Source organism: Arthrobacter sp. TmtSoilC79 (genome assembly GCF_059739405.1).
Genome location: NZ_AP046051.1, coordinates 3,920,437 through 3,937,148 on the forward strand (window position 1 = coordinate 3,920,437; position 16,712 = coordinate 3,937,148).

Genomic DNA, 16,712 nt, shown 5'->3' on the forward strand with positions numbered 1-16,712 from the left:
TGTCCCCACGCCTGAGGGGAACAGTTCCACTACAGGAGGAGCGCCCGGTGCGTGTGCTGATCGACCTGGACGATCGTCGTTTCGAGTGCGAGGTTGCCCACGCTGCGCCCGCCATCACGTTGTCCGACTTAGTGGAAGCCGCCGGAGGACCCCGTGTTGGCCCTGAGGAACCTGTGTTCGTCAATGAAACAGAGGTTCGTGGGGCCACACCGCTGTCCGAGCTGATTCTGCTGGAAGGCAGCCGCATCTCACGTGCACCGTGGGCAATGCCGCACCGCGTGAGTGATTGGAGCCTCACACTGGCCGGCGGTCAGCGTACTGGGGGCGTGGTGGACGTTCCGCAAGGACGCGACATGCTCATCGGCAGGTCACCCCACGCCGATCTCAGCCTCCCCACTGAAAGTGCCTCATGGGACCACTTCCGTCTTCGCCGTGAAGAGGAGGGGCTCCGCGTGGTGGATGGCGGGTCCACCAATGGCACTTTGGTCAACGGGGAACCTGTGGGCGAGGACGGGGTCCTGGTCACTCAAACGGCCACCATCACGGCAGGCGGCACGGTCCTTCTCCTCCGCCCTGCCTTGGACGAGACCCCGGCTCCCGCGCCAGGCAGCCTGCACAACCTCACGCCAGCAGCCACTGCACCCTTTAACAGGCCACCGCGTCCAGGGCGTGCACCGGCCGGTGATCCCTTGGTCCCGCCGAGCCGCAAGGACGTCCCCCCGGCCAACAAGTTCAGCTACATCACGGTGCTGGCTCCGCTGGTCATGGCGGTTGCGATGGTGATGATCCTCCGTGACATGCGGTTCGCCATGTTCGCCATGCTCAGTCCGGTGATGGCCGTGGGCATGTGGTTCGAGCAAAAGCGCCGCCATGCCCGTGGCTTGAAGGAAGAGGCCGAGCGCTTCGACGGAGCGCTCAAGGAGTTTGAGAAACAGATCCGCACTGCCGCCGAGGTGGAAACCGCCCGCCGGCACAAGATGGTCCCCGATCCCGCCACAGTGGTCCGTCGACCTGCGCTTCCGGCAACGTCACTGTGGCAGCGGCGTGCGGACTCGGACGACTTCCTGGCCCTGCATGCGGGCACCGGCGATGTGCCGTGGAAGCCGGAGGTGGACCGTGCTGCGGGCTCGCGCCCAGACGAAAAGGTCAAGGAAACCCTCACGGCAGCCCGTCTCCTGGCGGCACCCGTACTGGTGGACCTGACCGACGCCGGAGTAGTGGGCATCGTTGGCTCGCGGGAAGGCGCCCTGGCATTGGCCCGTTCCCTGGTGGCCCAAGCCGCCGTGCATGTTGGTCCGGCAGATCTGACAATCGGCGTTTTCTGCGACGCCGGACGGGCCGACGAATGGGAATGGGCCTCGTGGCTCCCCCACACGCGCCAAACCGGCAGCAGCACGGGTGAACGCTGGATGTCCGCGCACCGTGAGACCAGCCTGGCCATGCTGCGCATGCTCAAGGACTCAGTGGAAGAATTGCCCACTCCTGCACTGATGGTGGTCCTCGATTCCGACGTATTAACAGAGGGCAGGGATGCCCCGGCACGGGCCTTGCTCGGCATGGGACGTTCCCTGCCCGGCAGCCACGTCAACCCCCAGCAACGCCCACCCCGTGTGGCGGGCATCGTCATAGCGACGTCCGAGGAGCAGTTGCCAGCCTCCTGCACCGCCATCATCAGGGTTGGCACGGATGCTGCCGCGACCGTTGAGCAGCCTGAGGACCTCACTCGCGTGGAGGATGTGATTCTGGCAGGCCTCGACCAGGAGGAAGCCCTGCGCTGCGCCACGCGACTGGCACACTTCGACGATCCTGAACTCAGCGTTCCAGGGGCATCCCTGCCCGCTTTGGTGCGGATGCCGGGCCTTCTTGGCTATGAGCGCCCCGACGCCGCGACCATTCGCAGGCTGTGGCAGGCCCCCACCGGGATTTCCACCCCCATTGGTACCGGCGAAAACGGGCCACTCACCCTGGACCTGGTCAAAGACGGTCCACACGGCTTGGTGGGCGGTACCACCGGCTCTGGAAAGTCCGAGTTCCTACGGTCCCTGGTGGCCGGACTCGCGGCCCGCAACGATCCCACCCGGTTGAACTTCATTTTGGTGGACTTCAAGGGCGGGGCCGCTTTCAAGGCCTGCGAGCGTCTGCCGCACACTATCGGAACCATCTCCAACCTGGACGAACAGCTGGCCGACCGGGCCCTGATCGCACTTGAAGCAGAGATGGAGCGCCGCCAACGGGTTTTCGCGGAGGCAGGCGAGGGCATCGATAACCTCAACGCCTACCTGGCCACCAACCCGGCCGAGCCGATGCCACGCCTGCTGCTGGTGGTGGATGAGTTCGCCATGCTGGCCAAGGATTTCCCGGACGTCCTGACCGCCTTGGTCAGCATCGGCGCCGTCGGACGCACCTTGGGGGTGCACATGATCCTGGCTACGCAGCGCCCGGCCGGTGTGGTCAGTGATGACATCCTCGCCAATACCAACCTTCGGGTAGCGTTGCGCGTCCAGAGCCGCGATGACTCCAACAATGTGATTGGCGTTCCCGCTGCCTCGGCCATCGGCAGGGCCCAAATGGGCCGTGCCTTCGTGAAACTCGGCCAGGACGACATCACGCCCGTCCAGACCGCGCTGGTCACCGGACAGGCACAGCTCGACGGCGGTCCCGTCGTCGATGTCCGCGACATCCGGCAATTCGGTGTCCCGGCCCCCGCGCCTGCGGTAGCCCGGTCCGCTGCTATGGACGAGAACGACCTCGACCTGCTCATCGACGCCGTGGTTGATGCCAATGCTGAAGCCGGATACGCCCCTCCGAGGCAGGTCTGGCCGGAAGCGTTGGGCGAGCGGGTGGAACTGGAGGGATTCCTGACGGATGAGTCTCCGGAGGGCGCCGTGGCAGCCAGCCATCCAACAGTCGGCAGCGTGCAGGGGTCCACCGTTCTGGTGACCCTGCTGGACGAACCTGAGCTGCAGCGCCAGTCGCCCGCCGGCTGGGACTTGTCCGTGGGCAACCTGATGCTCATGGGCGTGGCAGGCTCAGGTACCAGCACAACCTTGGCGACCATCGCATTGACCCTTGCGAAGGACGCAGATCCGGCCGATTTGGACCTCATGGTCCTGGACATGGGTTCCGGTGATCTTGAGATGCTTAAACGCCTGCCGCACACAGTGGCCTATGTGGGGACCGGCGCCGGCGCGAAGGAGCAACAGGCGCGGTTCCTGCGGCACCTGAACACAGAGTTGGAAAGTCGCAGGGCGGCACCGGGTACGCATCGGCGCACGGTGGTCCTGCTTGACGGCCTGGCCTCCCTGCGCGATGAATTCCAGGACTTCGAAGGACAGCAACTCCTGGGCCTGTTGTACCGGGCCTATGCCGACGGACCGGCGCTGGGGCTCTCCTTCGCCGTGACCACCACCCGGGCCAAAGCAGTTCCTTCTGTGATGAACGAAGTGACACTGCAGAAGTGGCTCTTCCGTCTGGCCGATACCTACGACTACTCGTCGCTAGGGGTGCGGGCGAAACACGTCCCGGCTGCCCTCCCGGGACGCTGCGTGGATCCGCGGACCTCCCTGCAGATGCACGTTGCTACTCCCGGCATCGGGTTGGAGGCCGCTGTGGACCGTGTCCGGCAAAACTGGGCAGGTTCGCCCGTCAAGACCACGGCAATCCGGAGCCTGCCCACCAACGTCACCATGGCGGATCTGGGTGTGAAACCGCAACTGGAGACCGAACCGTGGCACATCCCTGTGGGCATCCGCGAAACGGACCTCTCGCCGGCCTTCCTGGAAATTTATGAGGGCGAGCATGCCCTCATTGCCGGCCCGGCCCGTTCCGGGAAGTCCACCGTGCTTCTTGCTTTGGCCGAGGCTGTCCGTGGCGTAGCCACTTCCCGGGGACCGGCCCAGGTCTGGGGCATTTGCGACCGCCGATCCCCGTTGGCCGCCGCTGATCTGGACCGGGTAGCCGTAGGCGCGGACGAAGTGCCTGCGTTGCTGGCTTCCCTGCGGATCGAGAGGGGCACGGTGTTCCTGCTGATCGACGACTCCGAACGCTTCGAGGATGCCGATCAGTCCATTGCGGGGATTATCGCTTCAGGGCCTCCGGGGCTCTGCATCGTTGCCTCGGGACGGGCTGCTGACCTGCGTGGGCTGTACAGCCACTGGACCAAGTCCATCCGCAAATCGCGCTTGGGCGTGGTGCTCCAGCCCGACGTCAACTACGACGGCGAACTGCTGGGCGCCACCCTTCCACGGAAGGCACCCGTGGCGCTGACCGCCGGTCGAGGCTACCTTGGCGTCGGCGGGCAGATGTCGCTGATCCAGTCCCTGAGCCCCGGGAGCTAGCTTTGCAGGGGACCACAGGATGGCCTCGGGAATCAGATCGATAGCTTTGGAGAGTACGGACATGCAATTGGCACAAACCGGTCAGGCACTGGGCGCGTCCTACCGCTTCGGCGAGCGCGTGGGCTCTGGCGCTGTTGGTGAAGTCTGGACCGTCACCTCCACCGATGGCCGCACCCTGGCAGCCAAAGTGCTGCGCCCGGAACATGCCGACGACCCCTCCCTGGTGGAACGGTTCGTTCGCGAGCGGTCCGTCCTGCTTGGTCTGCAGGACTCCGGCATCGTCACCGTACGTGACATGGTGGTGGAGGGTGAACGGCTGGCCATCGTCATGGACTACATCGCGGGTGGCTCGCTGCGAGACGTCGTCAAAGATAGTGGACCTTTGCCGTCCGAGGACGCCGCAAGAGTGGCCGCGGAGATTTTCGATGCCCTCGCCTTTGCCCACTCACGCGGCGTGACACACCGGGATATCAAGCCGGACAATGTGCTCCTGGCCCGCCCGTGGACTGAGTCTGAAAGCGGCGACGTGCGGGTCTCCGACTTCGGCATTTCCGACGTCGTGGGTGAGAAGATCCGTCAAACGACCGGCCTGATCGGCACTCCGCAGTACATGCCGCCCGAACTCATCAGCCAAGGGCGGTCCGGCCCCGCCGGAGATGTCTATTCCGCGGGCGTCCTGCTCTACGAGCTCCTGGCCGGCCGCACGCCCTTCGCAGGTCCGGGCACGGACTTTAGCGTGGCTTACCGCCATGTCTCTTCGCGACCGCCCCGTATTCCCGTCGACGATGCCTTGTGGGGCGTCCTCGAACGGATGTTGTCCAAGGATCCCGACCAACGCCCAACAGCGGGTGAGGCGGCTTCGAACCTCCGACGCTTGGCACCTGGACTTGCGGGCAAGCCCGCTCTCCCACGGAGTACAGCGCCTGAAGAGTTCGACGACGTCGAGCGCCCGGCTACCGTCGTCCGCGGCGCCTTCACAGATGACGAACTCACCGCGTTCGCGGCTGCCCCACCTGCCGGCGTCGATGTGGTTGCCCCGGACCTGGGACAAGCAGGCAGCGCTACTATTGCCCGTCCCATGCCGCGCCGCGAAGTCCGTCCCCAGGCTGAGGAGCCGGCAAAGGAAGAGGACGCGACCCCGTTCTGGCGGACACGCAAAGCGTTGCTTCTGGGCGTCGGCGCGATCTTCCTGATAGTGGCTATGGTGGTGGGCTTCATCCTTCTATCCCCCACCAGCACGCAGCCGGCCCCCACGCCGCCTGGACAACAGTTGTCGGCCCAGTTGCAGGACCCTGCCCTGCCGACCGGCCTCACCATTTCACGAAGCGCCACGTACGATCCTTCGTCCGGTCAGGTCCGTTTGACGGTGTCCTACTCGGCGCAGAAAGCGCCGTTGTCCGGTGAGTTCCTGGAGGTCATTCCAGGTCTTGCCGATGGCGAAACCTGCCCGGCTGTGACGTGGGATGGCGGCACCGTGAGCCGCAACCAGGCTTCCATCACTGGCCTCGATGTTGAGTGCGGCTGGAAGGTCTCCGGGGTGGAGATTCCTGCCGGAGGATCTGTGCAACTGACCGCAAAGGTACCTGTTCAACCCGCTGACCAGAAGGCAACGGATGCCTGGATTCGCAGCGGATCGGCCGCAACCACGGCTGCCACGCAAAATCCTGTAGTCAAAGGCACCGCGTACCCGGTGCAACGACTCAAGGGCGTAGAGGTCCGCACCCCTGCACGCGTTGTCACGCCCAGCCCCCTGAAAATCACGCTTGTCCCTGTGTGGGCCGGCGGTGCCGATGAACTCAATCCCCTCTACGTCAGCCCGGCCTCAGGTAAGGCATCCCAAATGCTCGCAGCCGTCACCGGTGGTGAGCAGGGGGTGCGGTTCGCCGATGGCTGCGGCGGGGCGCTGGCAGTGGACAGCTCAGGGCTCACCGTCACCGCCCTGCAGATCACGCCCCAATGCACGGTCCGGGCCAGCGTGGGAAACTTCACCGAGCTCAAGTCAGCCCCGTTCGGCATCACCTCGCGGGAGAACTCGGGCGAGTAGCTCCCCATGCGTCTCCGCCGAGGGGCGGGATCTCACCCCTTTCATGAGCTCAAAAGGCCGAAAGCTAACCCCTCGGCGAAGGGTTAGATCTCACCCCTTTGGGCCACTCAAAGAGACGAAAGCTAACCCCTCGGCGAAGGGTTAGATCCCACACCTTCCACAACCGCCGAGGGGCGGGATCTCAGCCCTTCCACAACCGCCGAGGGACGGGATCTCACCCCTTTCACGCCCGGCGAGGGGCGGGATCTCAACTCTTTCACCCACTCAAAAGGTCGAGAGCTAACCCCTCGGCGAGGCCAGGAGTAGATTAGCTCCGGATGCCATCAGACACCCTCGGAACCTGCCCACCTCGGAGGCAATAATGGCCGGGCCCAACAGAACGGGCAAAAGCACGGACTACGAGTTCGTCACCGTGTGGCGCGGGAACACGCCAGGAAGTGCTGGACGTCCTTGCCAACGCAGCGACGCTCCCCCAATGGTGGCCCTCCGTCTACCTGAAGGTCACTCCCGTGACCCCGGGCGGACCCGACGGCGTAGGCGCCACCTTCGACCTCCACACCAAGGACGGGCTTCCGTACACACTGCGTTGGCGGCTTACCGTCACCGAACCGGTGAGCCTCGACGGCTTCGCCCTCACCGCAGAAGGGGACCTCAACGGAACGGGTCACTGGACATTCGAGACCGACGGCCCGGAAGTCGTCATCACCTACGACTGGCGGGTCAGCGCAGCCAAACCACTGCTTCGGCGGCTTAGCTGGCTCCTGAAACCAGTGTTCTCGGCCAACCATCACTGGGCCATGGCGCGGGGTGAGGAGAGCCTCAAACTGGAGCTCCGCCGTCGTCGTTCTTCATCCGGTGTGAAGGTCCCCGAACCCCCGCAACCCACCTTCGTCCGACGTGCAAGGGGTTAGCTCTCACCTCTTTCAGCGCTGCCAAAGTGCCGAGAGCCAACCCCTCGGCGCGAGTATCCACATAGCGACCCATCCGAGGCCAGAGCGGCGCCGAACTCCCGATAGAATCAAGACGCCGGCAATCGAGCAAGCAAATAGGCCAGAGCGGCCACCGAGACCAGGGAGGACCACGTGCGCACATCGCGGACCCGTGCTCCCTTCCATGCGCTGCGATCGGGTGCCATCTCGCTTGTAGTGGTCCTGCTCGCCGCCGGCGCGCACGTGGTGGGCGGCGGAACGCTTCCAGCTGTTCCGGTCTTGCTTGCCCTTGTCGCATTGACGGCATTGGTTGCCACACTCGCTACGCGCTTCAAGCTGAACCTCGTCTTCATGGCGGGCCTCTTGGGCGCGGGACAATTGGCGCTGCACGAGGCCTTCACCGCCTTGGGGCCCATCAGAGCCACGGGTCCGGCAGCGAACCACCACCTCGGCGCCGAATCCTTGAGTCCCGGGATGGAGATTGCAGCAGCCCACACCCATGAGCTTGGGACCGCTTTTGGCACCCTGATGCTGGTTGGCCACGTGATCGCCACCCTCGCTTCTGCCGTGATTCTCACCAAGGGTGAGGAAGCCCTTTGGCAGTTGGCGGCCTGGCTGCGGCCCCTGCTCGCCCTTCCGGCGTTGGTCTTCAGGCCCGACGCCGGTGCCTCGCCTGTCGCAGTTGGCGCACCCGATGTCTTCATCCCCCGCCCCTGGCGGAACCTGAGGCAAGACAGCCGGCGCGGCCCGCCCGCCGTCGTCGTCGTACTTCCTTAGTTCCGCCCGGCACCAAGGCGACGCATAAGCGCCGCAAACGCGAAGCCTTCGCGAGGTGACGGGCTCCCAAACCCGTACCCGCGCCGCCTCTGCCGGCGCCCCCGAAAGGCATTCCCATGAACAAGTCCGCTCTCCGCCGCACCCTTTCTGCTACCGCCGTCGCTGGCGGAACCGCCGCCCTGATGATGGCAGGCCTGGCCGGAGCCTCAGCCCACGTATCCGCCGATCCGAACAAGACCGCTGCCAATTCCTACGCTTTGGTCACCTTCGGCATCCCCCACGGTTGCGACACGTTCGGCACCACAAAAGTTGCCATCTCACTCCCCGAAGAGCTGAATGACGCACAGCCGACCGTCAACCCGAACTGGACCGTTGAGAAGGTCACCGAAACCCTCGCCGAGCCCAAGAAGCTGGACGATGGCACCACCATCACCAAGCGCACCAGCCAGATCGTCTACACGGCCAAGGCGCCTTTGGATCCGCACCTGCGTGACGCGTTGGTCTTGTCGGTAAAGCTGCCCGATGCAGCCGGCAAGACCATCTACTTCCCCACCTTGCAGACTTGCGAGCAGGGCCAGACTGACTGGTCCGAGATCGCCAAGGAGGGGCAGGATGAGCATGAGCTTAAGGCACCGGCACCGTCGGTCACCATCACCCCCGCGGCAGCAGAAGGTGACCACCACGCCGCGACAGCTGTGTCTACTGAGCAGGCCGCCGCAGTAACCTCCGACGACGGTTCGCAGGCCCGCAGCTGGGCCGGCCTGATCGCCGGCGTCGCAGGCCTTGCCCTGGGCGGTGCCGCATTCTTCCGCAGCCGTGCTGCCAAGCCCGCAGTGGCCAAGGCTGATTCCGGCAAATAGCCGGCTCCGGGTTGGCGTCCGGAAGATTACGATCCGGACGCCAATCCAGGCTCTTGGCCGTGGCTCAATTGACTCCCGTCACAGCCGGGGCAAGGCTGGTGCCCATGTGGACTCAGCGCATCAAAACCGGACTTGTGACGACCACGGCAGCGGCATCACTGCTGCTTCTTGCAGCTTGCGGGCCAAGCCCCAGCCCCGCGGGAACCAGCAGTCCCCCGCCCACTTCCTCGACGCCGTCAGCGTCGTCGACGCCCAGTTCTCCTTCTGCGACGGCCACCACCACGCCATCGACTGCCCCTACGTCGGCTGCTCCGGCAGGCGCCACGGCATGCAAAGCAGCGTCCCTGACTGTGGCTACCGATTCAACCGGGGGCGGAGCAGCGGGCAGCATTTACGAGAAACTGATCCTGACGAACTCCGGCACCGCTCCCTGCATACTTGAGGGCTTCGCGGGTGTCTCACTGACCGCAGATGCCAACGGTGAGCCAATCGGCGAGCCGGCTACCCGTGAAACCACCACCCCCGTTACCAAGATCGAACTGGCCCCGGGCAAGTCGGCTTGGGCGGAGATCCGTTACACACAGGCCGGAAATTACGGCGATTGCACCAAGGTCCCGGCTGCCGGCTTCCGTATTTACCCGCCTAACGACACCGCTTCGCTGTTCGTCGCCGAGCCCCACGATGCCTGCAGCAACGCCGGTATCAAGCTCCTGACCATCACGGCATTCCAAGCAGTCTGACGCTGTCCCCACGGCTCCGTCTTATTCTGTCGGGGCCGTGGGGCATGATGGAGGAATGCAGGAGCCGCAGGCGTCGGATGGCGCCATCAGCCGTTTCAGCCAAGCAACCAGGGAATGGTTCCTCGGCGCTTTTTCCGAGCCCACGCCAGCGCAGGACGGGGCATGGAACGCCATCTCCTCAGGCTCGCATGCCCTGGTAGTAGCTCCTACCGGTTCCGGTAAAACCCTCGCAGCGTTCCTTTGGGCCTTGGACCGCCTGCACTCGACTCCATCAGACACCCTCCCCGGGCTGGAGAGCGTCCCGGCCAACGGCAAGGGCCGGGCCAAACGCCCCAAGACCAAAACCCGCGTCCTCTACATTTCACCGCTGAAGGCTCTGGGCGTGGACGTTGAGCGGAACCTCCGGGCACCGCTGATCGGTATCACCCAAACCGCAAAACGCTTGGGGCTGCCTGCACCACTGGTAACGGTCGGTGTCCGTTCAGGAGATACGACGGCGGCAGATCGCCGCACGCTGTTGACGAACCCACCCGATATCCTCATCACCACGCCGGAGTCCTTGTTCCTCATGCTGACCTCCCGTGCCCGGGAAACGCTCAGCGAAGTGGACACCATCATCATCGATGAAGTGCATGCCGTCGCGGGCACCAAGCGCGGGGCCCATCTCGCCGTCTCACTGGAACGTCTTGATGCCTTGCTGCCCAAGCCTGCGCAACGCATCGGACTCTCGGCCACGGTCCAACCGCGCGAGTTGGTGGCGCAGTTCCTGGCAGGCCAGGCCCCGGTGGAGATCGTGGCTCCGCCGTCCAAGAAGAACTGGAACCTCACCGTCACGGTGCCTGTGGAGGACATGTCAGACCTCCAGGGCGCTGCCGGCGCGTTCGATTCCGGCCCGGCTTCCGGACTGCAGCCCCAAGCCTCCATCTGGCCACATGTGGAGGAGCAGATTGTTGATCTGGTCCTTTCCAAGCAATCGACCATTGTGTTCGCCAATTCCCGCCGCCTCTCAGAGCGTCTAACGGCGCGACTGAACGAAATCTACGCCGAACGGCAGTTGATGGCTGTGGGCGGCGGGGAGTGGGCAGCACCAGAGGCTGGCCCCGGCACTCAGGCATCCACAAGCCCCGCGTCCACAGGCCCCGCGTCCGCAAGCACCGCGTCGACAGCTCCAGCCTCCACTGCCACTCCGGCTCATATGATGGCCCAGGCCGGCAGCACAACCGGCGCCGATCCCGTACTGGCCCGCGCCCACCATGGCTCGGTTTCCAAAGACCAGCGGGCCATGATCGAGGACGACCTTAAGTCCGGCAGGCTCCGGTGCGTGGTGGCAACATCCTCACTGGAACTTGGCATCGACATGGGCGCTGTGGACCTGGTCATACAAGTGGAGTCTCCGCCGTCGGTGGCCAGTGGCCTGCAGCGGGTAGGTCGTGCCGGACACCAGGTGGGCGAGATTTCCGAAGGCGTGCTGTTCCCCAAGCACAGGGCGGATCTCCTGCACACGAGCGTCACGGTGGAACGTATGCTCAGCGGGCAGATTGAACGCCTGAGCATCCCGACGAATCCCTTGGATATCCTTGCCCAGCAGACCGTGGCCGCAACTGCCTTGGGGAGCATCGACGTCGAGGACTGGTTCAGCACCGTACGGCGGTCAGCACCATTCGCGAGCCTGCCCCGGTCAGCTTTTGAAGCAACACTGGACCTGCTGGCGGGACGTTACCCGTCGGATGAGTTTGCGGAGCTGCGGCCACGCATCATTTGGGACAGGCACGCTGGAACCATCGAGGGCAGGCCCGGAGCCCAGCGCCTGGCGGTGACCTCCGGTGGAACCATCCCGGACCGCGGACTCTTCGGTGTCTACATCATCGGCACGGAAGTTGAGGGCTCCGCTTCCACTGGAAGCGCTGACGGCAGTGAGCCTACAGCCTCGGCCCGGGCGGCCAAGGGTGGGCGCCGTGTGGGTGAACTCGACGAGGAAATGGTCTATGAATCCCGCGTGGGTGACGTCTTTGCGCTGGGCGCCACCAGCTGGAAAATTGAGGACATCACGCACGACCGCGTGCTGGTATCCCCTGCCTTCGGCCAACCCGGCAAGCTCCCCTTCTGGAAAGGTGATTCACTCGGCAGGCCTGTTGACCTCGGCCGGGCCCTGGGAGCTTTCATTCGGGAGCTCTCGGCAGCGGACGAGGCACCAGCCATGGAACGCTGCCAAGCCAGCGGCCTGGATGCCTTCGCAGCAAGCAACCTGCTTCAGTACCTGCGGGAACAGAAGGACGCCACGGAGATTGTTCCCAGCGACAGAACCCTTGTGGTGGAGCGCTTCCACGACGAGCTTGGCGATTGGCGGGTAGTCCTCCACAGCCCCTTCGGGATGCCGGTCCATGCTCCATGGGCTCTGGCCGTAGGGCAACGGCTCCAACAACGGTACGGACTGGACGGCTCCGCAATGGCGGCCGACGACGGAATCGTCTTGCGGGTGCCCATGATGGAAGACGAACCACCCGGTGCTGAACTGTTCCTCTTTGACCCGGAGGAACTGGAGCAGATTGTCACAGCGGAAGTAGGCGGCAGCGCACTGTTTGCCTCACGTTTCCGCGAGTGTGCAGCCAGGGCTTTGTTGTTGCCCCGCCAGAATCCCGCCAAACGCCAGCCGCTGTGGCAGCAGCGGCAACGTTCAGCCCAATTGCTGGACGTCGCCCGAAAGTACCCGTCATTCCCCATCGTGCTCGAAACGGTGCGTGAATGCTTGCAGGATGTTTACGACCTCCCCGCACTCAAAGACATTGCCGCTTCTGTGGAGCGCCGTGAGCTAAGAATCGTGGAAACCACCACGCAGCAGCCTTCCCCGTTCGCGAAGTCGCTGTTGTTTGGCTACGTGGCCCAGTTCCTCTACGAGGGCGACTCCCCGCTGGCAGAACGCCGGGCTGCTGCCCTGGCCTTGGACTCGACGCTCCTCAATGAACTCCTGGGGCGTGTGGAACTGCGTGAGCTCCTGGACGCCGCGGTCATTGATTCCACGGAAAGGGAATTGCAGCGGCTCGCCTCCGACCGCAGGGTGCGCGGGATGGAGGGCGTAGCTGATCTGCTGCGTTTGCTCGGTCCGCTCAGTGTTGAGGAAGTCGCGGAACGGCTTCAAGGCGTGGAAACGGCTGAAACCATACAGCAGCTTGTCAGCGCAGATCACCCTGTCACCGCAGATCACTCTGACAGCACCGTTTCCCCGGACGGCACACTTCACCCTGACAGCACCGTTCCCCCGGACAGCACAGAGACGCTGGAGGGAACCGAACACTTGGACGCAACTCCCCCGGCCCCGCCGGGCACGGTCAAGGACGCCGGATCCCATCTCGCCGCGCTCCAGAAGGCCAACCGTGCACTCAAGGTGACCATCGGCGGCGTCGAGCGCTTCGCTGCGGTGGAGGATGCCGCGAGGCTCCGCGACGCAATCGGCGTGCCCCTGCCCATGGGTGTTCCGCTGGCGTTCATTGAGCCGGTCAATGATCCTTTGGGCGATCTGGTCTCCCGGTATGCCCGCACGCACGGACCTTTCACAGCCTCGGAAGCTGCCGCGAGGTTGGGGCTTGGCGTGGCGGTGGTCAACACAGCACTGAAGCGCCTGGCCGGGGACGGCCGGGTGGTGGAGGGCGAGTTCCGTCCGCATGCTGTTGCCGAACCCCAGCCCACGGCGCAAGGAACAGATCCGGAACTGATGTCGCCGGACGCACCACCGTCCAGCGAGTGGTGTGATGCGGAAGTCCTCCGAAAACTGCGTCGGCGTTCCCTCGCTGCACTCCGCGCCGAAGTGGAGCCCGTGGACACCGCCGCTTACGGGCGGTTCCTGCCGGCGTGGCAAAACATCACCGCTCCCGGCAAGTCCCGCAGCCAGGCGCTGCGCGGACTGGACGGGATCATCACGGCTGTGGACCAGCTCTCCGGAGTTCCCATCCCCGCCTCAGCCTGGGAGCCGCTGGTGCTGGCAAGCCGGGTGGCGGACTACAAACCGGCCATGCTGGACGAACTGATGGCCGCCGGCGAACTCCTCTGGTCCGGAGCGGGGTCGCTGCCCGGAAATGATGGCTGGATCAGCCTCCACGTGGCCGACTCCGCCGAACTCACGCTCAACCCCTCCCCGGAGTTCGAACCCGGCGATGCCCAGCAGCGGCTCCTGGAGCACTTCAGCGCAGGCGGTGGCTACTTCTTCCGGCAACTCACCGACGTGGCCGGTGGCATGGACTCAGTGTTGAGTGACGACGCCGTGGTCTCGGCGCTGTGGGACCTGGTCTGGGCCGGCCGGGTCACGGGTGACACTTTCGCTCCCGTACGCGCCATGATCGCCGGTGGAAAGACAGCCCACCGGCAAGTCGCGAAAGCACCAAGGGCACGGGCGCCACGGCTGAGCCGCCTGGGCCGCTCCCATGGCACAGGTCTGCTGGGCTCCCCCGGACTTACAGGTGGCCGGTACGGGGCGGTTTCAGGCGGAATAGCTGCTGCGCCGCCGTCGGCCGTGGGCCGCTGGTCCGCCCTGCCTGCCCCGGAACTGGATCCCACCATCCATGCCCGTGGCACGGCCGAACTGCTGCTGGACAGGTATGGCGTGGTCACCCGCGGTTCGGTCATGGCGGAGAACATCATTGGCGGCTTCGGGCTCATGTATAAGGTGCTGGCCCGGTTGGAGGAAGCAGGCCGTTGCCGCCGCGGCTACTTCATTGAACATTTGGGAGCTGCCCAGTTCGCCGTTCCTGCAACAGTGGACCGGTTGAGATCCTTCACGGAGGACGCCCGCATTTCCAAAGCGGAGCCGTCGGCCCTGGCGTTGGCAGCAACGGATCCCGCGAATCCGTACGGAGCGGCACTTCCTTGGCCTGCGTTGTCCGTAGATGCCGGCTCCGGGCACCGCCCCGGACGCAAAGCCGGTGCGCTGGTGGTGATGGTCGACGGCGCGTTGGTCCTTTACGTCGAACGCGGCGGCAAGACGCTGCTCACCTTCAGCCAGGACGATACCGTGCTCACACTGGCAGCGCAGGCGCTGGTGGATGTGGTGCGCCGGGGCGCGGTGGACAAGCTCTTCATGGAGAAGGTTAACGGCCATGACCTCCTCGAAACCCCTATAGCCGTCGCACTGGCTGCGGCCGGTGCCTACTCCACTCCGAAAGGACTCCGGATCCGTGCCTGAGGGCGATTCCATTTGGCGCGCTGCGTCCCGGCTGAACGAGGCCTTGGCCGGGCAAACCATCACAGCCTCCGACTTCCGTGTGCCCCGCTTCGCCACCTTGAACCTTGCGGGCTGGACCATGACCGAGGTGGTCCCCCGGGGAAAGCACCTCCTGATGCGCCTCGCCGGCCCCGTGGATGAGGAACCCGGTGCCAGCAAAAAGCCGCGCGCCCTGACAATCCACTCCCACCTGAAAATGGAGGGGAACTGGATGATCTATCCTCCGGGGGGACGATGGACCAAGCCCGGCCATACGGCACGGTGTGTGCTCCGCACAGCTTCGGCTGACGCGGTAGGGTTCTCGCTGGGCATCCTGGAAGTGGTGCCGACTGCTGAGGAAGACAAAATTGTTGGACATTTGGGGCCGGACCTCTTGGGCCCTGACTGGGACGAAGAAGAAGCCCTGCGCAGGCTCCGGGCCGAGCCGGACGTCACCGTCGGTTTCGCATTGCTGGACCAGCGGAAACTCGCTGGCATCGGCAACATCTACCGTTGCGAAGCCTGCTTCCTCTCCGGCATTCACCCCACACTCCCGGTTCGTGATGTTCCGGACCTGGCCAAAACAGTCAACGACGCCAAGCGACTCCTGGGTGAAAACCTCGGTCCCGGTCGGCGCACCACCCTCGGCCCGCGGGCCATGCGGCCCGGATACTGGGTTTACGGGCGGGAACGCCAGCCGTGCCGCCGATGCGGCACCACTGTCCGTCGCGCTCTCCTTGCTGCGCCGGATGGGACAGAGGAACGGGACATCTACTTCTGCCCGCGCTGCCAGCCGGCCCCGTAGCTTGTTGGGCGGATGGATTGACGGGCGTGGCTGGCTTGTGGGGCGCACCGCGGCTGGCTTGTTGTGCACGGCTAGCTTGTTGGGCCCGTAGCTTGCTGGGCGCAGCTGGCTTGTTGGGCGCACCGTGGCTGGCTTGTTGGCGGCACCGCTGGATTGACGGGCGCGGCAGGCTTGTTGTGCGCAGCTAGCTTGTTGGGTGCCGTAGCTCGTTTGGCCCCGTAGCTTGTTGTGCACGGCTGGATTGACGGGCGCAGCTGGTTTGTTCGCCGGGGCTACCTGTCGGGCCGGCCAGCGCCGCAGGCCAGCGCCGCAGGCCAGCGCGCCTCGAAGCAGCCTCTTCACGACGCTGTAGGAGCTGCCTCAACGGTTTCCACGGGGTCTGTTGCCGGACCAGAAGCCATGCCGTCAGTTGTCTTGGCCCGTTCCGGCACCATGAACTTCGGCAGCAGCACTTGCACGATCGGGCCAATCGCTACGGCATAAACGACGGTTCCCACGCCGACGGAGCCTCCCAACAGGAACCCCACGGCCAGGACCACCACTTCGATGCCCGTGCGCACCAACCTGACGGACCATCCGGTGCGGCGGACCAGACCCGTCATCAGGCCGTCGCGGGCACCGGGGCCAAGCCTGGCCCCGATGTAGCAGGCAGAGGCGATGCCGTTGAGTACCACGGCTCCCGCAAGCATGGCGATCTGGCCGCCAAGGTGGGTGACCTCAGGAATGAGCCACAGTCCCAGATCGGCGAAGAGTCCTACGAGCACCGCGTTGGCGATGGTTCCGATCCCCGGCATCTGCCGCAACGGAATCCAGAGGAGCAGGACCAGGAAGCTGACCGCGATGACCACCACTCCCATGCTGAAACCGGTCTTCTGGGACAGGCCTTGATGGAATACATCCCAAGGATCCAAGCCCAGGCCAGCCCGGATGAAAATGGCCAAGGAGATGCCATACATCGCTAGGCCGATCAGGAGTTGTGTGATTCTTCGGGTCATCATGGTGTCCATCTTCCAAGAGAACTGGCCTTGT

9 protein-coding genes are annotated in these 16,712 nt (G+C 64.9%); 8 read left to right on the plus strand and 1 reads right to left on the minus strand.

Translation table 11 applies throughout. From position 1 onward, the window contains the following. Nucleotides 1-47: 47 nt before the first annotated feature. From AC6JA3_RS17940 to AC6JA3_RS17975, 8 genes are all read left to right on the plus strand, one after another. On the plus strand, nt 48-4,337 hold the full coding sequence (locus AC6JA3_RS17940) for a type VII secretion EssC family protein (protein ID WP_347781895.1): 4,290 nt from the start codon (nt 48-50) through the stop codon (nt 4,335-4,337). Between the two features lie 61 nt (nt 4,338-4,398). Next, entirely contained in the window at nt 4,399-6,381 is a 1,983-nt protein-coding gene (locus AC6JA3_RS17945; RefSeq protein ID WP_497920436.1) for a serine/threonine-protein kinase, read from the plus strand. 437 nt (nt 6,382-6,818) lie between these two features. After that, the gene (locus AC6JA3_RS17950) at nt 6,819-7,292 is read left to right on the plus strand and encodes an SRPBCC family protein (RefSeq protein WP_245232915.1); all 474 of its coding nucleotides are present in this window, start codon (nt 6,819-6,821) and stop codon (nt 7,290-7,292) included. Between the two features lie 171 nt (nt 7,293-7,463). Then, nucleotides 7,464-8,087, plus strand: coding sequence for a hypothetical protein (locus tag AC6JA3_RS17955; protein WP_347781898.1), 624 nt, complete (start codon nt 7,464-7,466; stop codon nt 8,085-8,087). Nucleotides 8,088-8,203: 116 nt separating this feature from the next. Beyond that, a complete protein-coding gene (locus AC6JA3_RS17960) occupies nt 8,204-8,947 on the plus strand; it encodes a YcnI family copper-binding membrane protein (RefSeq protein WP_026541915.1) in 744 nt (247 codons plus the stop codon). Nucleotides 8,948-9,051: 104 nt separating this feature from the next. Then, on the plus strand, nt 9,052-9,687 hold the full coding sequence (locus tag AC6JA3_RS17965; RefSeq protein WP_026541914.1) for a DUF4232 domain-containing protein: 636 nt from the start codon (nt 9,052-9,054) through the stop codon (nt 9,685-9,687). Between the two features lie 55 nt (nt 9,688-9,742). Continuing rightward, nucleotides 9,743-14,860 carry an Lhr family helicase gene (locus tag AC6JA3_RS17970; protein ID WP_026547644.1) on the plus strand — a complete coding sequence of 1,706 codons (5,118 nt, stop codon included), beginning with the start codon at nt 9,743-9,745 and terminating at the stop codon, nt 14,858-14,860. Beyond that, nucleotides 14,853-15,683: a DNA-formamidopyrimidine glycosylase family protein gene (locus AC6JA3_RS17975; protein ID WP_026541912.1), complete on the plus strand. Its 831-nt coding sequence runs from the start codon at nt 14,853-14,855 to the stop codon at nt 15,681-15,683. Before AC6JA3_RS17970 ends, AC6JA3_RS17975 begins: the two co-directional genes overlap by 8 nt. 338 nt (nt 15,684-16,021) lie before the next feature. Here the strand turns inward: AC6JA3_RS17975 and yczE are convergent, their stop codons facing one another. Continuing rightward, nucleotides 16,022-16,681, minus strand: a complete 660-nt coding sequence (gene yczE / locus AC6JA3_RS17980; protein ID WP_026541911.1) for a membrane protein YczE — start codon at nt 16,679-16,681, stop codon at nt 16,022-16,024. Nucleotides 16,682-16,712: the final 31 nt, after the last annotated feature.